The organism is Aurantibrevibacter litoralis (genome assembly GCF_034651555.1).
Lineage (GTDB): Bacteria > Bacteroidota > Bacteroidia > Flavobacteriales > Flavobacteriaceae > Aurantibrevibacter > Aurantibrevibacter litoralis.
In genome coordinates, this window is record NZ_JAYEEQ010000004.1 from 75,541 (window position 1) to 92,688 (window position 17,148).

A 17,148-nucleotide genomic window follows, 5' to 3' on the forward strand; every position below is an offset into this window, starting at 1 on the left:
TTGGCATCCAAGGGCGGTTTTTAGTTTAACGCTTTATACGCTTACATCATTCCGGGCATGCCACCGCCACCCATTGGAGGTGCGGCAGGAGCCTCTTCCTTAATGTCAATTAATGCGCATTCTGTTGTTAAGATCATTCCAGCCACAGAAGCTGCATTTTCTAATGCAATTCGGGTTACTTTCTTAGGATCTATAATACCTGCTTTAAGCATATCTACATAGGTTTCTGTTTTGGCATCGAAACCAAAATCACCCTTTCCTTCAAGAACCTTAGCTACGACTACAGAACCTTCACCGCCCGCATTTTCAACGATAGTTCGTAAAGGCGATTCAATAGCTCTTGCGATAATTTGAATCCCTGTTTCCTCATCAGTGTTTTCCGCTTTTAATTTGGAAAGTGCTGCCTTGGCTCTAACTAATGCTACACCACCTCCGGCAACAATACCTTCTTCAACAGCTGCTCTGGTAGCATGAAGTGCATCATCAACCCTATCTTTTTTCTCCTTCATTTCTACTTCTGAAGCGGCACCTATGTATAAAACGGCCACACCACCAGCTAATTTGGCCAAGCGCTCTTGAAGTTTTTCCCTGTCATAATCTGAAGTGGTACTTTCTATTTGCGCTTTAATTTGGTTCACTCTGGTTTTGATATTTTTCGCAGCACCGGAACCGTTTACGATGGTTGTATTGTCTTTATCAATAGACACTTTCTCACAACTTCCCAACATATCTACTGTGGTGTTTTCTAATGAAAACCCGCGTTCTTCTGAAATTACAGTACCGTTGGTTAAGATCGCAATGTCTTCTAACATCGCTTTTCTTCTATCTCCAAACCCGGGTGCTTTTACCGCAGCTATCTTTAAAGATCCTCTTAATTTGTTTACCACAAGAGTGGCTAAAGCTTCGCCATCTACGTCTTCACAAATGATAAGTAGTGGTTTCCCGGATTGAGCCACCGGCTCTAGTACAGGAAGCAAATCCTTCATGGAAGATATTTTCTTGTCGTACAACAAAATTAACGGATTCTCTAAATCGGCGATCATTTTTTCAGAGTCGGTCACAAAATAAGGTGATAAGTAACCTCTGTCAAACTGCATTCCTTCCACAATGTCCACATACGTTTCGGTACCCTTGGCCTCTTCTACAGTAATAACACCTTCTTTGCCTACTTTTTGAAACGCTTGAGAAATGAGCTCTCCAATGTTTTCATCGTTGTTGGCAGAAATGGTTGCTATTTGCTTTATTTTCTCTATGGAGTCACCTACTTTTTTGGTCTGTTTGCCCAATTCTTCTACCACGGCGCCAACGGCTTTATCTATCCCCCTTTTAAGATCCATAGGATTTGCACCAGCGGCCACGTTTTTTAAACCTTCCTTAACAATGGCTTGTGCCAAAACGGTAGCTGTGGTTGTGCCATCACCGGCAAGATCATTTGTTTTGGAAGCAACTTCCTTTACCATTTGTGCGCCCATATTTTCTAGGGGATCGCGTAATTCTATTTCTTTTGCTACGGTAACACCATCTTTGGTTACTGTGGGTGCCCCAAAAGATTTACTGATTATTACGTTTCTACCCTTTGGGCCTAAAGTTACTTTTACTGCATTTGCAAGAGCGTCGACACCACGTTTTAAACCATCGCGCGCATCTAAATCAAATTTTATGTCTTTTGCCATTTTCTAACTGTTTTTTAATTGATTAAATAATTGCTAAAATGTCACTTTCACGCATAATAAGGTAATCCGTGCCCTCTAGCTTTAACTCGGTACCTGCATATTTTCCATAAAGTACGGTATCCCCTACTTTAACAGTAACTTTATCGTCCTTGGTACCTGGCCCTACAGCCACAACTTTGCCTTTTTGAGGTTTTTCTTTGGCAGTATCTGGAATGAAGATACCTGAAGCTGTTTTTGTTTCAGCCGCTACAGGTTCAATAAGAACTCTGTCTGCTAATGGTTTAATGCTAACTTTAGCCATATGATTATAGTTTTTAAGTTTTAAAATTCTCTCTTAGGTAGGCAGAAATTGTGCCATGGCACATAAACTGACAATTTGTTTAACTAAAAATGCCAGCTTGTCATAAAGCTGGCATTTTTATATTTTTTCGCGAAAACATTAGTTCACCGTGTCTAACGGATTTGAATTGTTTGATGGTGGTAACGGAACCTCTTCCGGCACCACGGTTTCAATTGGAGCAACACCGTCGCCGTCTTGTAATAATTTAGAATCTGCTTCGCCATAATTGCCTTTTAGCGCTACGTTAGATAGGAGGATAAGTACCACCAATAGCGCCGCCAAGGTCCAGGTACTTTTATCTAGAAAGTCGCCTGTTTTTTTTACTCCTCCCACAATTTGGGTTCCACCTCCACCAAAAGAGGAAGAAATACCACCTCCTTTAGGGTTCTGTACCATGACAACAAGCATTAATAAAAGGCAGACAATGATGATTAATATGATAAATATTGAAAATGTACTCATCTCAGTATTATACGTTATTTTGTTGAATTTTTTCTATTTCTTCAATTCGGTCTGCAAAGAAACTACTTTTTTCCGGATATTTCAAACTTAAAATTTTATAGGACTGAATCGCTTTTTTATAGTTTTTCTGTTCCAAATACACCTTAGCCAGGGTTTCTGTCATTAGTTCATGTTTATCCCATTTACTGGATTCTTTGGGATCTATACTAGATGTGATTTTGTCCTGTGGTACAATTTTCGGATTTTGAGCAATAAAAGCATCTATGATCTCGAATTTCTTTGCTCTCTGTAGTGTCTTTTTTGGGGAGACCTTTGACTGCTTATCTTCGCCCACTTTTGCCGTTTTTGGAACAACTCCCGTTTGCTCACTTCTATTGGCCGTAAGTTGCAACCATTGATGAAATGAATATTTCTCTTTTTTTGTAAACGGCAAGGGGCTTCCTATTTCTAAATTTTCATTGGCTTTTTTTTTAGCAGAAGCCAGTTTTTCATCTATTTCAGGGTCTTTTGATGTAAATAATTGAGGATCTAAAATTTGCTCTGCGTCTTTAAGATTTTGAGGTAAGGCCGAATCTTCAGTCGATTCGATCAAAGAGGTATCTATTGCTTCATTGGGATTTACTTCTTCCGAAACTATGGGCGTTTCAGATAAGGGAGCAGTTTTCCCGGCAATAGTATCGGCTATATTGTTTTGCGAAAATTCGGGGGAGGTTATAAAGTCGAATAAAATTTCACGATCCGCAGTGTAGGCTGCGGTGCGTTTTAGGGCATTGTTGTATTTAAAACTGTTTAAATTTTTTAAGCCTTTCAGATGCAACGCATGCGCTGCCTGAAAATAAGGGTATTCGGCCAACACTTCTTCCAAGTGTTGTGTTTGCTCGGGGCTAACCACCTCATCGGGATGCTGCAAAAGATATGTAAAATCGGCCACATTCATAAGGTCCTACCAATTCGCTAAAGAAGCATTAAAGATATCTTGGGTAATCCGTTCAAAAATTGCTTGATGCGCTTCATCTTTAACAGCCGAAAGTTGCGAATTTGCCGGATAATCAAAAAAGAAAGAAAAACGGCGTTCAAAATCGGCATCGGTCTTGGTGCTGTTAAAAAAGCGTACATTAACACCTATAGACAATCTGTTCTGCGCAGCACGTTGCTCAGCCGTTGCCGTCATTGGCGAAATACGGTATTCTACAATTTCACCTTCAAAGAGTAAATCGCCTCCCGAACTTACTAGATCTAAACTGGTTTGATTTAAAATAAGGTCTTGTAATGCTAGCGTAAAATCCCGATCCATGCCCGGTTCAAACGTAGAACCTGCACTTTGGGACGAATAGTTTTGAAAATAATTTACCTGAAAGGTTTCGGCTGTACCCACATCGCCACCGGTAAAATTATACACTCCGCAACCCCAATAACACAACGTAAGGGCAAAGGCTATACTCCAGTTTTTTAAAGGGTTATTCATTTTTTTTTATTTTTCCTGACGGCAATGCCACCTAACCTCAAAAAAGACATTATAAATCGTATTGCTTTATTTTTCGATACAGGGTGCGCTCAGAAATACCTAATTCGTCTGCGGCAGCTTTTCGTTTTCCTCTATTGCGTTCCAGCGATTTTCTGATGAGTTCTAATTCCTTATCGTGTAAAGATAAGGTTTCTTCTTCTTGTATTTCTTCTGCAAAATGATACTTGTCTGTTTGCGTTACAGCAACGGTTTGCTTATCCGCTTTTGGTTCTGGAAGTTGAAAAACATTAACAGAAGCCTGTTCTTCTTCAACAAAAGCATCTTCTTCGTCATCGCCGTAAATTTTGCGAATCAAATTTTCGTTTTCCTTTTGCACTTTTCCGGAATCATTGTTCTTTAGCAATTCTAAGGTCAATTTCTTTAAATCGTTTAAATCCCCTTTCATGTCAAAAAGTACTTTGTACAGTATTTCTCTTTCGTTGCTAAAATCACTATCTCGCTTTTCTTGTGCTATTACTGCCGGCAAATGCGATGCTACCGCATGAGGCAAATAACTTTGTAAGGTGGTTGCTGTGATAGCCCTTTCTTCTTCTAACACCGATATTTGTTCTGCAATGTTGCGAAGCTGCCGAATATTGCCCGGCCAACGGTATTTTGTTAGGTGGTGCACTGCTTCGTCACTTAAACGGATCGTCGGCATTTTGTATTTCTGACCAAAATCGGCCGCAAATTTGCGAAATAACAGATGAATGTCTTCTTTGCGTTCCCGTAGTGGAGGTATCAGTATTTCAACAGTACTTAAACGATAATAAAGATCTTCCCTAAATTTTTCTTTTTTTATAGCTTCAAACATATTAATATTCGTTGCAGCCACAATCCGCACATTCGTCTTTTGCACTTGAGAGGAACCTACTTTAAGAAATTCGCCGTTTTCCAAAACTCGCAACAACCGAACTTGCGTGGTAAGGGGCAGTTCGCCCACTTCGTCTAAGAAAATAGTACCGCCATCGGCTACTTCAAAGTAACCGCTTCGCGTAGCGGTAGCGCCTGTAAAAGAACCCTTTTCGTGCCCAAAAAGCTCACTGTCTATGGTGCCTTCGGGGATAGCACCACAGTTTACCGCGATGTACTTACCGTGTTTACGATGCGATAGGGAATGTATAATTTTGGGAATGGCTTCTTTGCCAACGCCACTTTCTCCGGTAACCAATACCGAAATGTCTGTGGGTGCTACTTGCATGGCCTTTTCTATGGCACGGTTAAGTTTAGGATCGTTCCCAATGATTTCAAAGCGTTGCTTAATGGATTGAATGCTTTCCATGTGGTATTAAAGTCTTTTTCTTTTAAATGTACCCTACTAAAACGCAATATATAGTGTGTTTTTCGGTACTACAGTTTTAATTTCAATTATTGTTTGATAGGCCTTCTGCATGTCCCAATAAGGTAGCGGAGGTACAATCGGTAATAGTAACCATCACGAAATCTCCGAGCGCATAGTTTTCTTTGGGAAAAACGACGACCATGTTTTGCGAATTGCGACCCATCCAATGGGTATCGGACTTTTTAGAGGTTCCTTCCACGAGAACCTCTTCCGTTTTGCCCAAATGCTGTTGGGTTCTAAAATGGCAATGTGTGCGTTGTAGTGCAATTATTTCTGCCAATCTCCGCTGCTTTGTTTCGTTTGGTATGTCGTCTGTCAATTTTCTGGCCGCCATCGTTCCGGGACGTTCAGAATAGGCAAACATAAAGCCATAGTCATACTTTACATATTCCATTAGAGACAAGGTGTCTTTGTGGTCTTTTTCTGTTTCCGTTGGAAAACCGGTGATCATGTCATGAGAAATGCCACAATCCAGGATCATCGTTCTTATAGCGTCTATCAGAGCCATGTATTCCGCTCTTGTGTGCAACCGATTCATCGCCTTTAAAATACGATCACTACCACTTTGCACGGGGAGGTGAATGTTATTGCAAATATTCGGATACTTGGCCATGGTTTTAATGACTTCTAGGGTGAAATCTTGTGGATTTGAAGTAGAAAATCGGATTCTCATCTTGGGTTGTGCTTTGGCAACCATTTCCAGCAATTGAGAAAAATTAACCGCTGTAGCCTGCTGCATTGGTGAGACTTTGGCAAAATCTTTTTTTAATCCCCCACCAAACCACAGATAACTATCTACGTTTTGTCCCAATAGCGTAATTTCTTTGTAGCCTTTGTTCCATAAATCATTTACCTCATCGAGTATGGAAAAGGGATCCCGACTGCGCTCCCTACCTCTGGTAAAAGGCACTACACAAAAGGTACACATATTATCACAACCCCGAGTTATGGAAACAAAAGCAGTAACCCCGTTAGAATTGAGTCGAACCGGTGCCACATCGGCATAGGTCTCTTCACGAGACAGCAGTACATTGATGGCGTTATGGCCTTCATCAACCTCCTCGATAAGATTGGGCAGGTCTTTATAGGCGTCAGGACCTACAATCATATCCACTATTTTTTCTTCTACCAGCAATTGATCCTTCAAGCGCTCCGCCATACAGCCCAGTACCCCAACTTTCAGTTGAGGTTTGTGTTTTTTTACGGCACTAAATTTTTCAAGTCGTTTGCGTATGGTGAGTTCTGCCTTTTCCCGAATAGAACATGTATTAACCAAAACAAGATCGGCTTCCTCTAAAATTTGTGTTGTATTAAATCCTTCGTTCGCCAAAATAGAGGCTACTATTTCGCTATCCGAAAAATTCATTTGACACCCATAACTCTCAATATAAAGTTTACGGGTGTTTTTGTTGTTTTTAGCAATCTCCAGCGCAGTGCCTTGTTTGGCTTCGTCTATTATCTTTTCCATTGTAGTGTTTATGCTGCCCCGTTACGCAGAGGGCACGCAAAGATACTATTTCTGTAAGAAACGTGACAAACTGACAGATAAAAATTTACCATTGGTTGCGTTCACTACGAAATACGTATCGGGTAGTACCCAGCCATAATTGTTGCCGAATATCAGGTTCTTGGGCACAAAAAATTAGTGATATGGTGCATGATTTTTTTTGGGAATTTGGGAGATAAATCGTAAAATTAAAAAATTGATATACTTTTGTCTCACAAAAATGGATGAATGGCAAAGAATTTAGTTATCGTAGAGTCGCCTGCAAAGGCCAAGACAATAGAGAAATTTTTAGGAAAGGATTATAAGGTTGAGTCCAGTTTTGGGCACATTGCAGATTTGCCTTCAAAAGAATTAGGGGTAGATGTAGCCAACGGATTTAAGCCAAAATACATTGTAGACAAGGATAAACAGGCGTTAGTAAAAAAGCTCCGAGATTTGGCAAATAAAGCCGATACCATTTGGCTTGCCAGTGATGAGGATCGAGAAGGAGAAGCCATTTCTTGGCATTTGGCCGAAGAATTGCAGCTCGACAAGAAAAAAACAAAGCGAATTGTCTTTAATTCTATTACCAAAACAGCCATACAGAAGGCCATAGACAACCCACGCGATATTAATTATAATCTAGTCAATGCCCAACAAGCGCGTCGGGTTTTAGATCGTTTAGTGGGTTACGAACTTTCTCCGGTGCTCTGGAAAAAAATTAAACCCGGTCTTTCTGCCGGTCGGGTGCAGTCGGTTGCCGTGCGTCTTATTGTGGAACGAGAAAGAGACATTGAAGGGTTTACACCTGAAGCTTCTTTTAAGATAGCTGCTCAATTTAAAACCAAAGAAGGTACTGTTTTTACGGCAAAACTAAACAAGACATTTGCCACCAAAGAAACCGCTGCGGCCTTTTTAAAACAAAATTTAGAAGGGCAATTTTCGGTTGCCGATTTAGATAAAAAACCGGCAAAAAAATCCCCGGCGGCTCCATTTACCACTTCTACTTTACAGCAGGAGGCGTCCCGAAAATTGTATTTTTCCGTGTCGCGCACCATGCAAGTTGCCCAACGACTCTACGAGGCCGGACTCATAACCTATATGAGAACCGATAGTGTAAACCTGTCACAAGAAGCTTTAGATGCAGCCAAAGAAGCCATTCTTAAAAACTATGGCAAGCAGTACAGCACCGTTCGTAATTTTACTGGTAAAACGAAAGGGGCGCAAGAGGCTCATGAAGCCATAAGACCAACAGAAATGAAAATGCAATCGCCTTCCTTGGAGCGCGACCAGGCCAAATTGTACGAACTTATTTGGAAACGCACCCTAGCTTCGCAGATGAGCGATGCCGAGTTGGAACGAACCAACGTAAAAATAAATTGTAACAAGCACACGGAAGAGTTTACAGCTAACGGAGAAGTGATAAAGTTTGACGGCTTTCTGAAAGTCTATATGGAAGGCATGGATGACGAAGATCTTTCCGAAGAACAAGACGGAATGCTACCTGTAATGAAGGTAGGCGATCCGCTAGAAAACACCCTAATCACTGCCACCGAACGATTTTCTAGAGCGCCCTACCGTTATTCCGAAGCCTCATTAGTGAAAAAGCTCGAAGAACTAGGTATTGGTCGTCCTTCTACCTACGCCCCTACCATTTCTACGATACAAAACAGAGGGTATGTAGAAAAAGGAACCGTAGAAGGCGCAGAAAGGAAGTATGTGCAATTGGTGCTGCAATCCGACAAAATACAAGAAAAAAAATTAACCGAAAATGTAGGTTCCGACAAGGGCAAGATGGTACCTACTGACATCGGTATGATTGTGAACGATTTTTTAGTTACCAATTTTTCTACCATATTAGATTATCACTTTACCGCCAAGGTAGAGGAAGATTTTGATGAAATTGCCTCTGGTGAGGAAGACTGGCAAAAAGTAATGAAAGCTTTTTATGCCGATTTTCATCCGAATGTATTAGATGTAGAAGAAAATGCAGACAGGGCTAGTGGTGAAAGAGTATTAGGCGAAGATCCAAAATCGGGCAGACAGGTTTCGGTTCGTTTAGGTAGGTTTGGGCCCATGGTGCAAATTGGCACGGTAGAGGATGAAGACAAGCCCTTGTTTGCAAGCCTCTTACCGGATCAATCCTTAAACACCATTAGCTATGAAGAAGCCATGGAGCTTTTTAAGTTACCTAAAAAATTAGGAAGTTATAAAGGCGAGGAAATTGAAAGTAATGTGGGCCGTTTTGGGCCCTATGTACGCTATGGCAAAAAATTTGTTTCCTTAGGCAAGGATGAAAACGCTCTAGATCTCACTTTGGAAAGAGCCTTAGAACTCATTGCGGAAAAGGAAAAGGCCGACGCTCCCATTGCTGTTTACGAAGGTAAGGACGTTACAAAGGGCGTGGGTCGTTTTGGCCCCTTCATTAAATGGGATAATACCTTTATTAATGTGCCAAAAAAATACAATTATGACGCCTTGTCGGTTAAAGATATTGAAGAACTTATTGAAACAAAAAAACAAAAGGATATTGACAAGGTAGTTCAGGAATGGCCCGAAGAAGGAATTAAAATTGAAAAGGCCCGTTGGGGTAGGCATACCATTCTAAAGGGTAAACTTAAGATTGAGCTCGCAAAAGATGTTGATCCTACCAAATTACCCCTTGCTGAAGTAAAAGCGATGATAGAAAAACGAACACCCAAAAAAAAGACTAAATCCACCGCTAAGACCAAAAAGTAATCATGGCATTCGATTTTTTAGTCCCTGTTGAAGATATTGTATTGGCACATTGTCAATTGCTACCCGCTCAGGCGCTAGGAAAAAATATTCATATTCATAGCAAAAATGAAGGATTACCCGTTTTGGCCAATGCTACAGTTGCATTTATAGGTGTTCATGAATCGCGAAATGCGTTTCAAAAAAAGCCTTTACGCCTAGATATTACTCAAATACGGCTGCAACTTTACAAATTAATGCTGGGCAACTGGAATGCTACCTTGGTAGATTTGGGCGATGTTGAAGAAGGGCATACGGTGCAAGACACGTATTTCGTCGTTCAAGAAATTGTCTCCATACTATTAGAAGAAAAAGTAATCCCTATTATAATAGGAGCTACTCAAGATCTCACCTATGCCACCTACAGGGCCTTCGATGCGTTTACTAATATGGTCAATTTGGTAGCTGTAGACAGTAGGTTCGATTTTGGCGCGGAAGAGGAACTGATATCATCTAACAGTTACATGAGTAAGATTATTACCGATAAGCCCAATAACCTATTTAACTTTTCTAACATCGGATACCAAAGTTATTTTAACGCTCAGGAAGAAATCGATTTAATGGAGCGGCTGTTTTTTGATGCCTATCGTCTCGGGGAAATTACTGCAGATATTACCTTGGTAGAACCCATCATGCGAAATGCACATATTGTAAGCTTGGACGCACGCGCCATAAGAGCCTCAGAAATAGGCCTATCGGATAATTTTTCTCCAAACGGATTCACAGGTCGTGAAATTTGCGCCATTGCCAGATATGCCGGACTAAGTGAAAAGGTTTCCGTATTCGGTATTTATGAAAGTGAAAATACAGTACAGTCCTTTCAATTAATTGCTCAAATTATATGGTATTTTATAGAAGGGATTACCTACCGTAAGGAGGAGATTCCGCATTCCGATTCCGAAGATTTTATTAAGTATACCGTTCCTACCGATCTGGAAGAACTGATTTTCTTCAAAAGCGTTCGTACCAATAGATGGTGGGTAGTAGTGCCTTCTATTTTTTCTACACATACTAAATCAAACACCGCTGCGTTATTACCATGCACTGAAAAGGATTATCTGGATGCGTGCAGCCAACAGATTCCCGAACGGTGGTTTAAGGCCTACAAGAAAGGCTTTAATTGATCGAAATATTTTAACAGTATATCGGAAATTAAACAATAATTTATTCAAAAAGCAGTTTTAGAGAATAATCATTGTGTTTGCATTTATAACCTTAATCGAAAATTTAACCTAAAGTATGAAGAAGCTATTGTTATCATCTATAGCGTTTGTTTTTTTGCTCAGCAGTTGCGGGTCCAAAACAAAAGGGGAACTAGTTGGTGTCCAAGGAAAGAAGTGGTACCCGGAAAAACCATACGGTATGGTGCTTATTCCCAGGGGAGCATTTATTATGGGAAAAAGTGAGGAAGATCAGGCCAACCAACTCAATGCGCCTACCAAAACGGTTACGGTCCGTTCGTTTTATATGGACGATACCGAAATTACGAACAGCGAATACCGACAATTTGTGGAGTGGGTTAAGGATTCCATTGCACGAACCAAGTTAGCCATTTTAGTAGACGAGTTAGGATTGAGCGCCGAAGACGATGGAATAGGTGCCTATGCCTTTAAAGATGCCGATACCGCAAAAGCAACGGTATACGAAAAGTATATGTTGGACAATTATGCGGGGCTTGGCGAAACCGGATATGAAGGAAGAGCCTTGAACAGGAAGGCAAAACTTGTATGGGATACCAGCAAATACCCGGATGAATATTATGCAGAAGTTATGGACTCTTTGTACATCCCGGAAGAGGAATCCTATAACGGGCAGCGTACCATAGATGTCACCAAATTAAAATACAAATACAGCTGGATGGATATTGAGGCTGCCGCACGCTCCAAAACAGGAAGACGGAAAGACTTTGTGAAGCAAGAAGAAATTACGGTATATCCTGACACCACTGTGTGGATTCGCGATTTTGCCTATTCGTATAATGAACCTATGCATAACGATTATTTCTGGCATGATGCATATAGTGAGTATCCGGTGGTAGGCGTAAATTGGGATCAGGCAAAGGCCTTTTGCAATTGGAGAACCAAATTTAAGAATGACGACCAAAAAAGCAGGGGCAAGCAATTTGTAAACCAGTTTAGATTGCCCACTGAGGCCGAATGGGAATACGCTGCCAGAGGCGGTATAGAAAGTGGTACCTATCCTTGGGGCGGGCCTTACGTGATAAGTGACACCGGTTGTTTTATGGCTAATTTTAAACCCCAACGAGGTGATTATGCAGCAGATTCTGCCCTCTATACTGTAGAAGCGAAATCTTTTGAACCAAACGATTATAACCTCTACAATATGGCGGGGAATGTATCCGAATGGACCAACTCCAGCTACGATCCGGGTTCTTACGAATACGTATCTACCATGAACCCCAATGCAGGTAGTGGCGATAATGCCCGTAAAGTGGTGCGCGGCGGCTCATGGAAAGATGTAGCCTATTTTTTACAAGTGAGTAGCCGAGATTATGAATATAAAGATTCCGCAAGAAGTTACATCGGCTTCAGAACCGTTCAGGATTATATGGGCGAAGAAGACTCACAAAGAAATCTTAGAGTAGGCCGATAAATCCTTTTCATAAAGAACATCAAAATAATCAAATCTTATAGTAATCAAATCTTTAACCAAATAGTAATCAACATTAAATTTAAATCTAAAATTATGGCACAGTCAAAATCAACAAAAAAACTTTTTAACATGGCCTATGGGCTTGGCGCATCGGTAGTAATCATTGGTGCTTTATTTAAAATTCTTCACTGGGAATTTGGTCCGTTTACCGGTGGTTTACTGCTTGCAGTAGGTCTTATCACTGAGGCTCTTATTTTTGCGGTGAGTGCCTTTGAACCTGTCGATGACGAATACGATTGGTCTTTGGTATATCCGGAATTGGCGGGTGCTGAAACTTCAAAAAAGAAGAATGAAGTAGCAGAAGCCAAAGAAGCAGAAGGCCTTCTTTCTCGGAAATTGGATGATTTATTAAAAGAAGCTAATATTGATGCCGAATTATTTAACAGTCTGGGATCTAGCATTCGTAATTTTGAAGGTGCCGCTAAAGGCATTGCACCAACGGCAGACGCCATACAACACACCAAAAAGTATTCGGAAGAGTTGTCTCATGCAGCCGCACAAATGGAATCGCTTAACAGCTTGTACAAAGTACAGTTAGAAAGTGCCAGCAGACAAGCTTCTATTAATGAAGAAGTAGTGCAAAACGCAGGAGCGCTTAAGAATCAAATGGAATCTCTTGCCACAAACCTATCTTCTTTAAATGGCGTTTACGGTGGTATGTTATCTGCAATGAGCAGAAATTAATTAGAATGCTAATTGATCAAACCCAAATCAAATTAATAATTAATATCTAATTACATCACATGGCATCAGGAAAAGCAACACCACGTCAGAAGATGATCAATTTAATGTATTTGATCTTCATCGCAATGTTGGCGTTAAATATGAGTAAAGAAGTTCTATCGGCTTTCGGTCTTATGAACGAAAAACTAGAAGCTTCTAACCAAAAAACTACAGAGAATAACCTAGCATTCTTGAGTAGTTTGGAAACCAAAGCGGAAGAAAATGCGGAGAAGTTTGGCCCTCTTTTAAAAGACGCCAAACAAATAAAGAGTTTGTCGCAAGAATATTTCGACTATTTGGAAAATCTTAAAAAGGAAATGACCAAGGATCTTAAAGATCCCAAAGATTATCAGGTCATGGACAAAACCGATTTTCTAGACCAACGTTTTTTTCAAGGCGATAACCTTAGTAAAGATGGAAAAGAGTTTTTAGATCGCATCAACAATTACCGTACCCAAGTTGCCGGGATTCTACCGGAGTCTTTAGCAGGCGTAAAAGCGGCTTTAAATTCTAGATTTGAAACCGGAGATAAGGACGGCAAAGTGACCAACCGCGACGGCAATAAATTGAACTGGCTAAACTATCATTTTGAAGGATTTCCTGTAGTAGCCTCTTTAACCAAGATTACGCAGTTGCAAGCCGATATTAAGGCTACCGAGCAAGAAGCGTTAAAAGCGATGTTAGAAGGGCAATTGACAAGTGAAATTGCAATGACGAACTACACCACCTTGTTAGAGCAGGAAAAATCGGCCTATTATCAAGGGGAGAAGTTTACCGGAAGCATTGTGTTAGGGCGTAAAGATGCCAGTACAAGACCCAATGAAGTAAACCTAACCCTAGATGGTAGAAAACTAAATGAAGGAGCAGACTTCGTTATAGAAGATGGTAAAGTAAAACTTTTGGTAAGTGCCGGCAGTGCGGGTGACCACAAATTGGCCGGTAACCTCGTATTCTTGCAAGATGGCGAGCGTACTGAAGTTCCTGTTTCAGCAACTTTTGCAACCATTACAAAACCGAATGCTGCCGTAATTTCTGCAGACAAAATGAACGTGGTGTATCGCGGTGTAGCTAATCCTATCACGATTTCTATTCCCGGTATTGCGGATAATAATGTTAATGCACAGGCAGCTGGTCTGTCTAAACAAAGTGGTAGTAAGTATGTCATGAATCCGGGAACCGGAAGAACTGTAGAGATTGTGGCTTCTGGTAAATTGCCCGATGGGCAAACTATTAGGACCACCTCAGAATTCAGAATTAAAGATATTCCAAGACCTGAAGGTTCTATACGAGGCGAAAGCGGTAGCGTAAAAATGCCGAGAAACAACTTAGAAATATCTACGGTGGGCGCTTTATTAGAAGATTTTGATTTTGATTTGAATCTTGCTGTGAGCGGATTTAAATTTAAAGTACCCGGACAACCAACCGTAACGGTAAATGGCAACAAGTTAAACGACCAGGCAAAGTCTGCTTTAAGAAGAGCAGGACGCGGAGATGCCGTTCAAATATTTGATATTGAAGCCTACATAACCAATAATAAGAGTTACAAATTAAAGAAAGTATCTCCTGTGGTTGTTGAGATTACAAACTAGTAAATTTTAAAAGATGAATTGGAAAAATGTTTTTTTAATGGGAATGGTAACCCTGTTACCTTTATCTATCTCGGCACAGGCCAATATTTTAAACGCCAAAAAGCCGGAAGAGATAGGCATTAAAACAGAGGCACAAAAAAAGGTAGACAACGATGCGCCATTACCCTACGGTTATGTAGATGACAGGGATATTCTCTGGTCCAAAACCGTTTGGGAGATCATCGACTTGGATGAGCGTATTAACTTTCCTTTATACTATCCCATAGATACCATTGATATTGGTCCGGATCGTAGGTCGTTATATGATGTTCTGATAAAGAACATTAAGAACGGTAAGCTTCAGGATGTCTATGTAGACTCTTATTTCACAGAAAAGCGAAAGTTTAGTGATCTACAAGCAACACTGCAAAAAACCGATACCACCGATGCGGGATACGAGCAGTATAATGCCGGAGAACAAATCTCGGCAGAGTACATTAATCGTAGAGCGCTTACGGCAGCCGACATCAAAGAATACATGATAAAGGGAATCTGGTATTTTGACAAACGCCAAGGCGAACTAAAATACCGCTTGTTAGGAATCTCTCCTGTAGCTCCGGACGTTAACTTTATTGATAATGATGCCATGAGTACAGATGATGCCAAAGTACCTTTATTTTGGGTGTGGTATCCCAGCGCCCGCGAAATTTTGCACGAGGCGAAGGTGTTTAACCAACGTAATTCTGCACAGCCCATATCTTTTGATATGCTGTTGAATGCCCGAAGGTTTAATGCCGTAATTTATAAAGAAGACAACGTACACGGCGATCGATTAATTAAAGACTATATAGCCGATAATTCTTTGTTTCAGCTTCTGGAAGCCAAACGCATACAGGAGGTTATACGCGACAAAGAACAGGACATGTGGGCCTATTAAACATACGCTTTTATTCCAATTCAAAGCATATAAAAAACACTGCAAGAGATTGCGGTGTTTTTTTATGGTATTTTCAAAGATTGCTGTCCGTATTGCAGTACCGGCCTCTGTAGTGCTATAAGACCAAAATTGAGCTGCTATACCTATGGCTTACTGATGCGCTTTTTAGTATGTTTGCAGAATGATAGCGTACGTGGTGGTCGGGTTGGGTTTGGCCGGCATTTCTTTTTGCGAAATGCTACAAAAGCACCATAAATCCTTTTTGGTATATACCGATGATTCGCAAAGCGCTTCGATGGTGGCGGGCGGACTCTACAATCCGGTGATTCTAAAACGCTTCTCCCCTGTGTGGCAGGCCAGCCAACAGTTAGATATGGCACTCCCCTTTTACGAAAATCTCGAAAAAAAACTACAGTGCAAATTAGATTACAAAATCCCTGTATTACGACGTTTTGCTTCCTTACAAGAACAAAACAGTTGGTTTGAAGCAGCAGATAAATCACTTTTAAAATCATTTTTATCTACTCAACTTAGTACCAACAACAACCCCAATATCGATGCCCCTCATGGCTTTGGAGCCGTTCGGCATACCGGAAGAATAGCCACAAGAAAATTAATTCTTCAGTATAAAGATCATTTAAGAAGGGAAAAATGCCTCAGGGAAGAAACCTTTAATTTTGAAGCCTTACGCCTAAAACCAGATCATATTCAATATAAAGATATCAAGGCGAAACACATCGTTTTTGCAACAGGTTTTGGTCTTACACAGAATCCGTACTTCAATTACCTTCCCTTACAAGGTTCTAAAGGCGAATTGCTGACCATAGATGCACCGGATCTTAAAGAAACGTCGGTTATTAAATCATCTGTTTTCAGTATTCCCTTAGGAGCACATCAGTATAAGATAGGGGCCACCTATCAGTGGGCCGATAAAACGCCTGCCATTACCGTGGAAGCCAAAGAAGTGCTGCTGAACAAACTAAACACCTTTGTGCGATGCAGTTATAATGTAGTGGCACAGGAGGCCGGTATTCGTCCCACCGTCTCGGATCGCAGACCCTTAGTGGGGCGTCACCCAAAATACCAGCAACTGTATGTGCTTAATGGTTTTGGTTCTAGAGGCGTTATGATAGCTCCTTTTGCAGCGCACCAGTTATTTCAGCATATCGAAAAAGGACTGCCACTAGATTCTGAAATGGATGTTTCCCGATTTAATGGGAAGTTTCCTTTAGTTTAGGTTTTAGCTTTTGTGGATCAAAATGTATAAAAAAATTAATCCAAATATTGCGGGATAATCGGATAATAATGGGCAGAAAGGCAATTAAGGTAAGTACAATGGATATAAAGGCCTGCAGTAGCGTACTCCCCAAAAACAAAAAGGAAATCACAAAAGCCGCTACCCCAAATGCAATTCCTACGCCATAACTCACATACATAGCACCATAAAAGAAAGAAGGTTCTATTTTGTATTTGGTATCGCATTGGCAGCAACGTTCGTGCATATCAAAAATTTGATACAGTTTATAGGGGTTCTTGCAGACATACATACTTTCTTCATGGCATTTTGGACAACTTCCTGTTAAAATGCTGTAGACTTTGGTTCCTTTTTTTAACATTTGCAAAAAATTTGTACAAAAGTACGGTTTTGATAACGCTTTAAACGTA

15 protein-coding genes are annotated in these 17,148 nt (G+C 40.7%); 7 read left to right on the top strand and 8 right to left on the bottom strand.

The features are described from left to right. Window positions 1-41: 41 nt before the first annotated feature. From groL to miaB, 7 genes are all read right to left on the bottom strand, one after another. The gene (groL, locus tag U1E44_RS05255) at window positions 42-1,673 is read right to left on the bottom strand and encodes a chaperonin GroEL (RefSeq protein ID WP_322930003.1); all 1,632 of its coding nucleotides are present in this window, start codon (window positions 1,671-1,673) and stop codon (window positions 42-44) included. Window positions 1,674-1,695: 22 nt separating this feature from the next. Beyond that, entirely contained in the window at window positions 1,696-1,974 is a 279-nt protein-coding gene (locus tag U1E44_RS05260; RefSeq protein WP_322930004.1) for a co-chaperone GroES, read from the bottom strand. A gap of 138 nt (window positions 1,975-2,112) precedes the next feature. Continuing rightward, window positions 2,113-2,475 (bottom strand): preprotein translocase subunit SecG, encoded by a 363-nt coding sequence (gene secG / locus U1E44_RS05265; protein ID WP_322930005.1) that lies wholly within the window; start codon window positions 2,473-2,475, stop codon window positions 2,113-2,115. Between the two features lie 7 nt (window positions 2,476-2,482). Beyond that, a complete protein-coding gene (locus tag U1E44_RS05270; RefSeq protein WP_322930006.1) occupies window positions 2,483-3,412 on the bottom strand; it encodes a hypothetical protein in 930 nt (309 codons plus the stop codon). Window positions 3,413-3,418: 6 nt separating this feature from the next. Continuing rightward, entirely contained in the window at window positions 3,419-3,940 is a 522-nt protein-coding gene (locus tag U1E44_RS05275) for an LptE family protein (protein ID WP_322930007.1), read from the bottom strand. Between the two features lie 49 nt (window positions 3,941-3,989). Beyond that, window positions 3,990-5,261, bottom strand: a complete 1,272-nt coding sequence (locus tag U1E44_RS05280) for a sigma-54 interaction domain-containing protein (RefSeq protein WP_322930008.1) — start codon at window positions 5,259-5,261, stop codon at window positions 3,990-3,992. A gap of 82 nt (window positions 5,262-5,343) precedes the next feature. Further along, the gene (miaB, locus tag U1E44_RS05285) at window positions 5,344-6,789 is read right to left on the bottom strand and encodes a tRNA (N6-isopentenyl adenosine(37)-C2)-methylthiotransferase MiaB (RefSeq protein ID WP_322930009.1); all 1,446 of its coding nucleotides are present in this window, start codon (window positions 6,787-6,789) and stop codon (window positions 5,344-5,346) included. A 267-nt stretch (window positions 6,790-7,056) separates the two neighbouring features. On the opposite strand from miaB, the gene topA reads away from it, so the two are divergent. The 7 genes from topA (at window position 7,057) to U1E44_RS05320 (ending at window position 16,720) form a co-directional block, all read left to right on the top strand. Further along, window positions 7,057-9,546 (top strand): type I DNA topoisomerase, encoded by a 2,490-nt coding sequence (gene topA / locus U1E44_RS05290; protein ID WP_322930010.1) that lies wholly within the window; start codon window positions 7,057-7,059, stop codon window positions 9,544-9,546. A gap of 2 nt (window positions 9,547-9,548) precedes the next feature. Next, window positions 9,549-10,706 (top strand): formimidoylglutamase, encoded by a 1,158-nt coding sequence (locus tag U1E44_RS05295; RefSeq protein WP_322930011.1) that lies wholly within the window; start codon window positions 9,549-9,551, stop codon window positions 10,704-10,706. Window positions 10,707-10,821: 115 nt separating this feature from the next. Next, complete coding sequence (porK, locus tag U1E44_RS05300; RefSeq protein WP_322930012.1) at window positions 10,822-12,195, top strand: T9SS ring complex lipoprotein PorK/GldK; 1,374 nt, start codon at window positions 10,822-10,824, stop codon at window positions 12,193-12,195. A gap of 93 nt (window positions 12,196-12,288) precedes the next feature. Then, the gene (gene porL, locus U1E44_RS05305) at window positions 12,289-12,939 is read left to right on the top strand and encodes a type IX secretion system motor protein PorL/GldL (protein WP_322930013.1); all 651 of its coding nucleotides are present in this window, start codon (window positions 12,289-12,291) and stop codon (window positions 12,937-12,939) included. A gap of 59 nt (window positions 12,940-12,998) precedes the next feature. Then, the gene (porM, locus tag U1E44_RS05310; protein WP_322930014.1) at window positions 12,999-14,567 is read left to right on the top strand and encodes a type IX secretion system motor protein PorM/GldM; all 1,569 of its coding nucleotides are present in this window, start codon (window positions 12,999-13,001) and stop codon (window positions 14,565-14,567) included. Window positions 14,568-14,580: 13 nt separating this feature from the next. Next, entirely contained in the window at window positions 14,581-15,483 is a 903-nt protein-coding gene (porN, locus tag U1E44_RS05315) for a type IX secretion system ring subunit PorN/GldN (RefSeq protein WP_322930015.1), read from the top strand. A gap of 181 nt (window positions 15,484-15,664) precedes the next feature. After that, the gene (locus U1E44_RS05320) at window positions 15,665-16,720 is read left to right on the top strand and encodes an NAD(P)/FAD-dependent oxidoreductase (RefSeq protein ID WP_322930016.1); all 1,056 of its coding nucleotides are present in this window, start codon (window positions 15,665-15,667) and stop codon (window positions 16,718-16,720) included. Here U1E44_RS05320 and U1E44_RS05325 read toward each other — a convergent pair. After that, window positions 16,695-17,099 carry a DUF983 domain-containing protein gene (locus U1E44_RS05325; protein ID WP_322930017.1) on the bottom strand — a complete coding sequence of 135 codons (405 nt, stop codon included), beginning with the start codon at window positions 17,097-17,099 and terminating at the stop codon, window positions 16,695-16,697. The two genes, U1E44_RS05320 and U1E44_RS05325, sit on opposite strands and share 26 nt — an antisense overlap. Between the last annotated feature and the right edge of the window lie 49 nt (window positions 17,100-17,148).

Bases quoted from the DNA above. Each gene is read 5' to 3' on its own strand.
- porN (WP_322930015.1), top strand. From the start codon at position 14,581: ATGAATTGGAAAAATGTTTTTTTAATGGGAATGGTAACCCTGTTACCT.
- U1E44_RS05325 (WP_322930017.1), bottom strand. From the start codon at position 17,099: ATGTTAAAAAAAGGAACCAAAGTCTACAGCATTTTAACAGGAAGTTGT.
- topA (WP_322930010.1), top strand. From the start codon at position 7,057: ATGGCAAAGAATTTAGTTATCGTAGAGTCGCCTGCAAAGGCCAAGACA.
- porK (WP_322930012.1), top strand. From the start codon at position 10,822: ATGAAGAAGCTATTGTTATCATCTATAGCGTTTGTTTTTTTGCTCAGC.
- porM (WP_322930014.1), top strand. From the start codon at position 12,999: ATGGCATCAGGAAAAGCAACACCACGTCAGAAGATGATCAATTTAATG.
- porL (WP_322930013.1), top strand. From the start codon at position 12,289: ATGGCACAGTCAAAATCAACAAAAAAACTTTTTAACATGGCCTATGGG.
- U1E44_RS05295 (WP_322930011.1), top strand. From the start codon at position 9,549: ATGGCATTCGATTTTTTAGTCCCTGTTGAAGATATTGTATTGGCACAT.
- U1E44_RS05320 (WP_322930016.1), top strand. From the start codon at position 15,665: ATGATAGCGTACGTGGTGGTCGGGTTGGGTTTGGCCGGCATTTCTTTT.
- U1E44_RS05260 (WP_322930004.1), bottom strand. From the start codon at position 1,974: ATGGCTAAAGTTAGCATTAAACCATTAGCAGACAGAGTTCTTATTGAA.
- U1E44_RS05275 (WP_322930007.1), bottom strand. From the start codon at position 3,940: ATGAATAACCCTTTAAAAAACTGGAGTATAGCCTTTGCCCTTACGTTG.
- U1E44_RS05280 (WP_322930008.1), bottom strand. From the start codon at position 5,261: ATGGAAAGCATTCAATCCATTAAGCAACGCTTTGAAATCATTGGGAAC.
- U1E44_RS05270 (WP_322930006.1), bottom strand. From the start codon at position 3,412: ATGAATGTGGCCGATTTTACATATCTTTTGCAGCATCCCGATGAGGTG.
- groL (WP_322930003.1), bottom strand. From the start codon at position 1,673: ATGGCAAAAGACATAAAATTTGATTTAGATGCGCGCGATGGTTTAAAA.
- secG (WP_322930005.1), bottom strand. From the start codon at position 2,475: ATGAGTACATTTTCAATATTTATCATATTAATCATCATTGTCTGCCTT.
- miaB (WP_322930009.1), bottom strand. From the start codon at position 6,789: ATGGAAAAGATAATAGACGAAGCCAAACAAGGCACTGCGCTGGAGATT.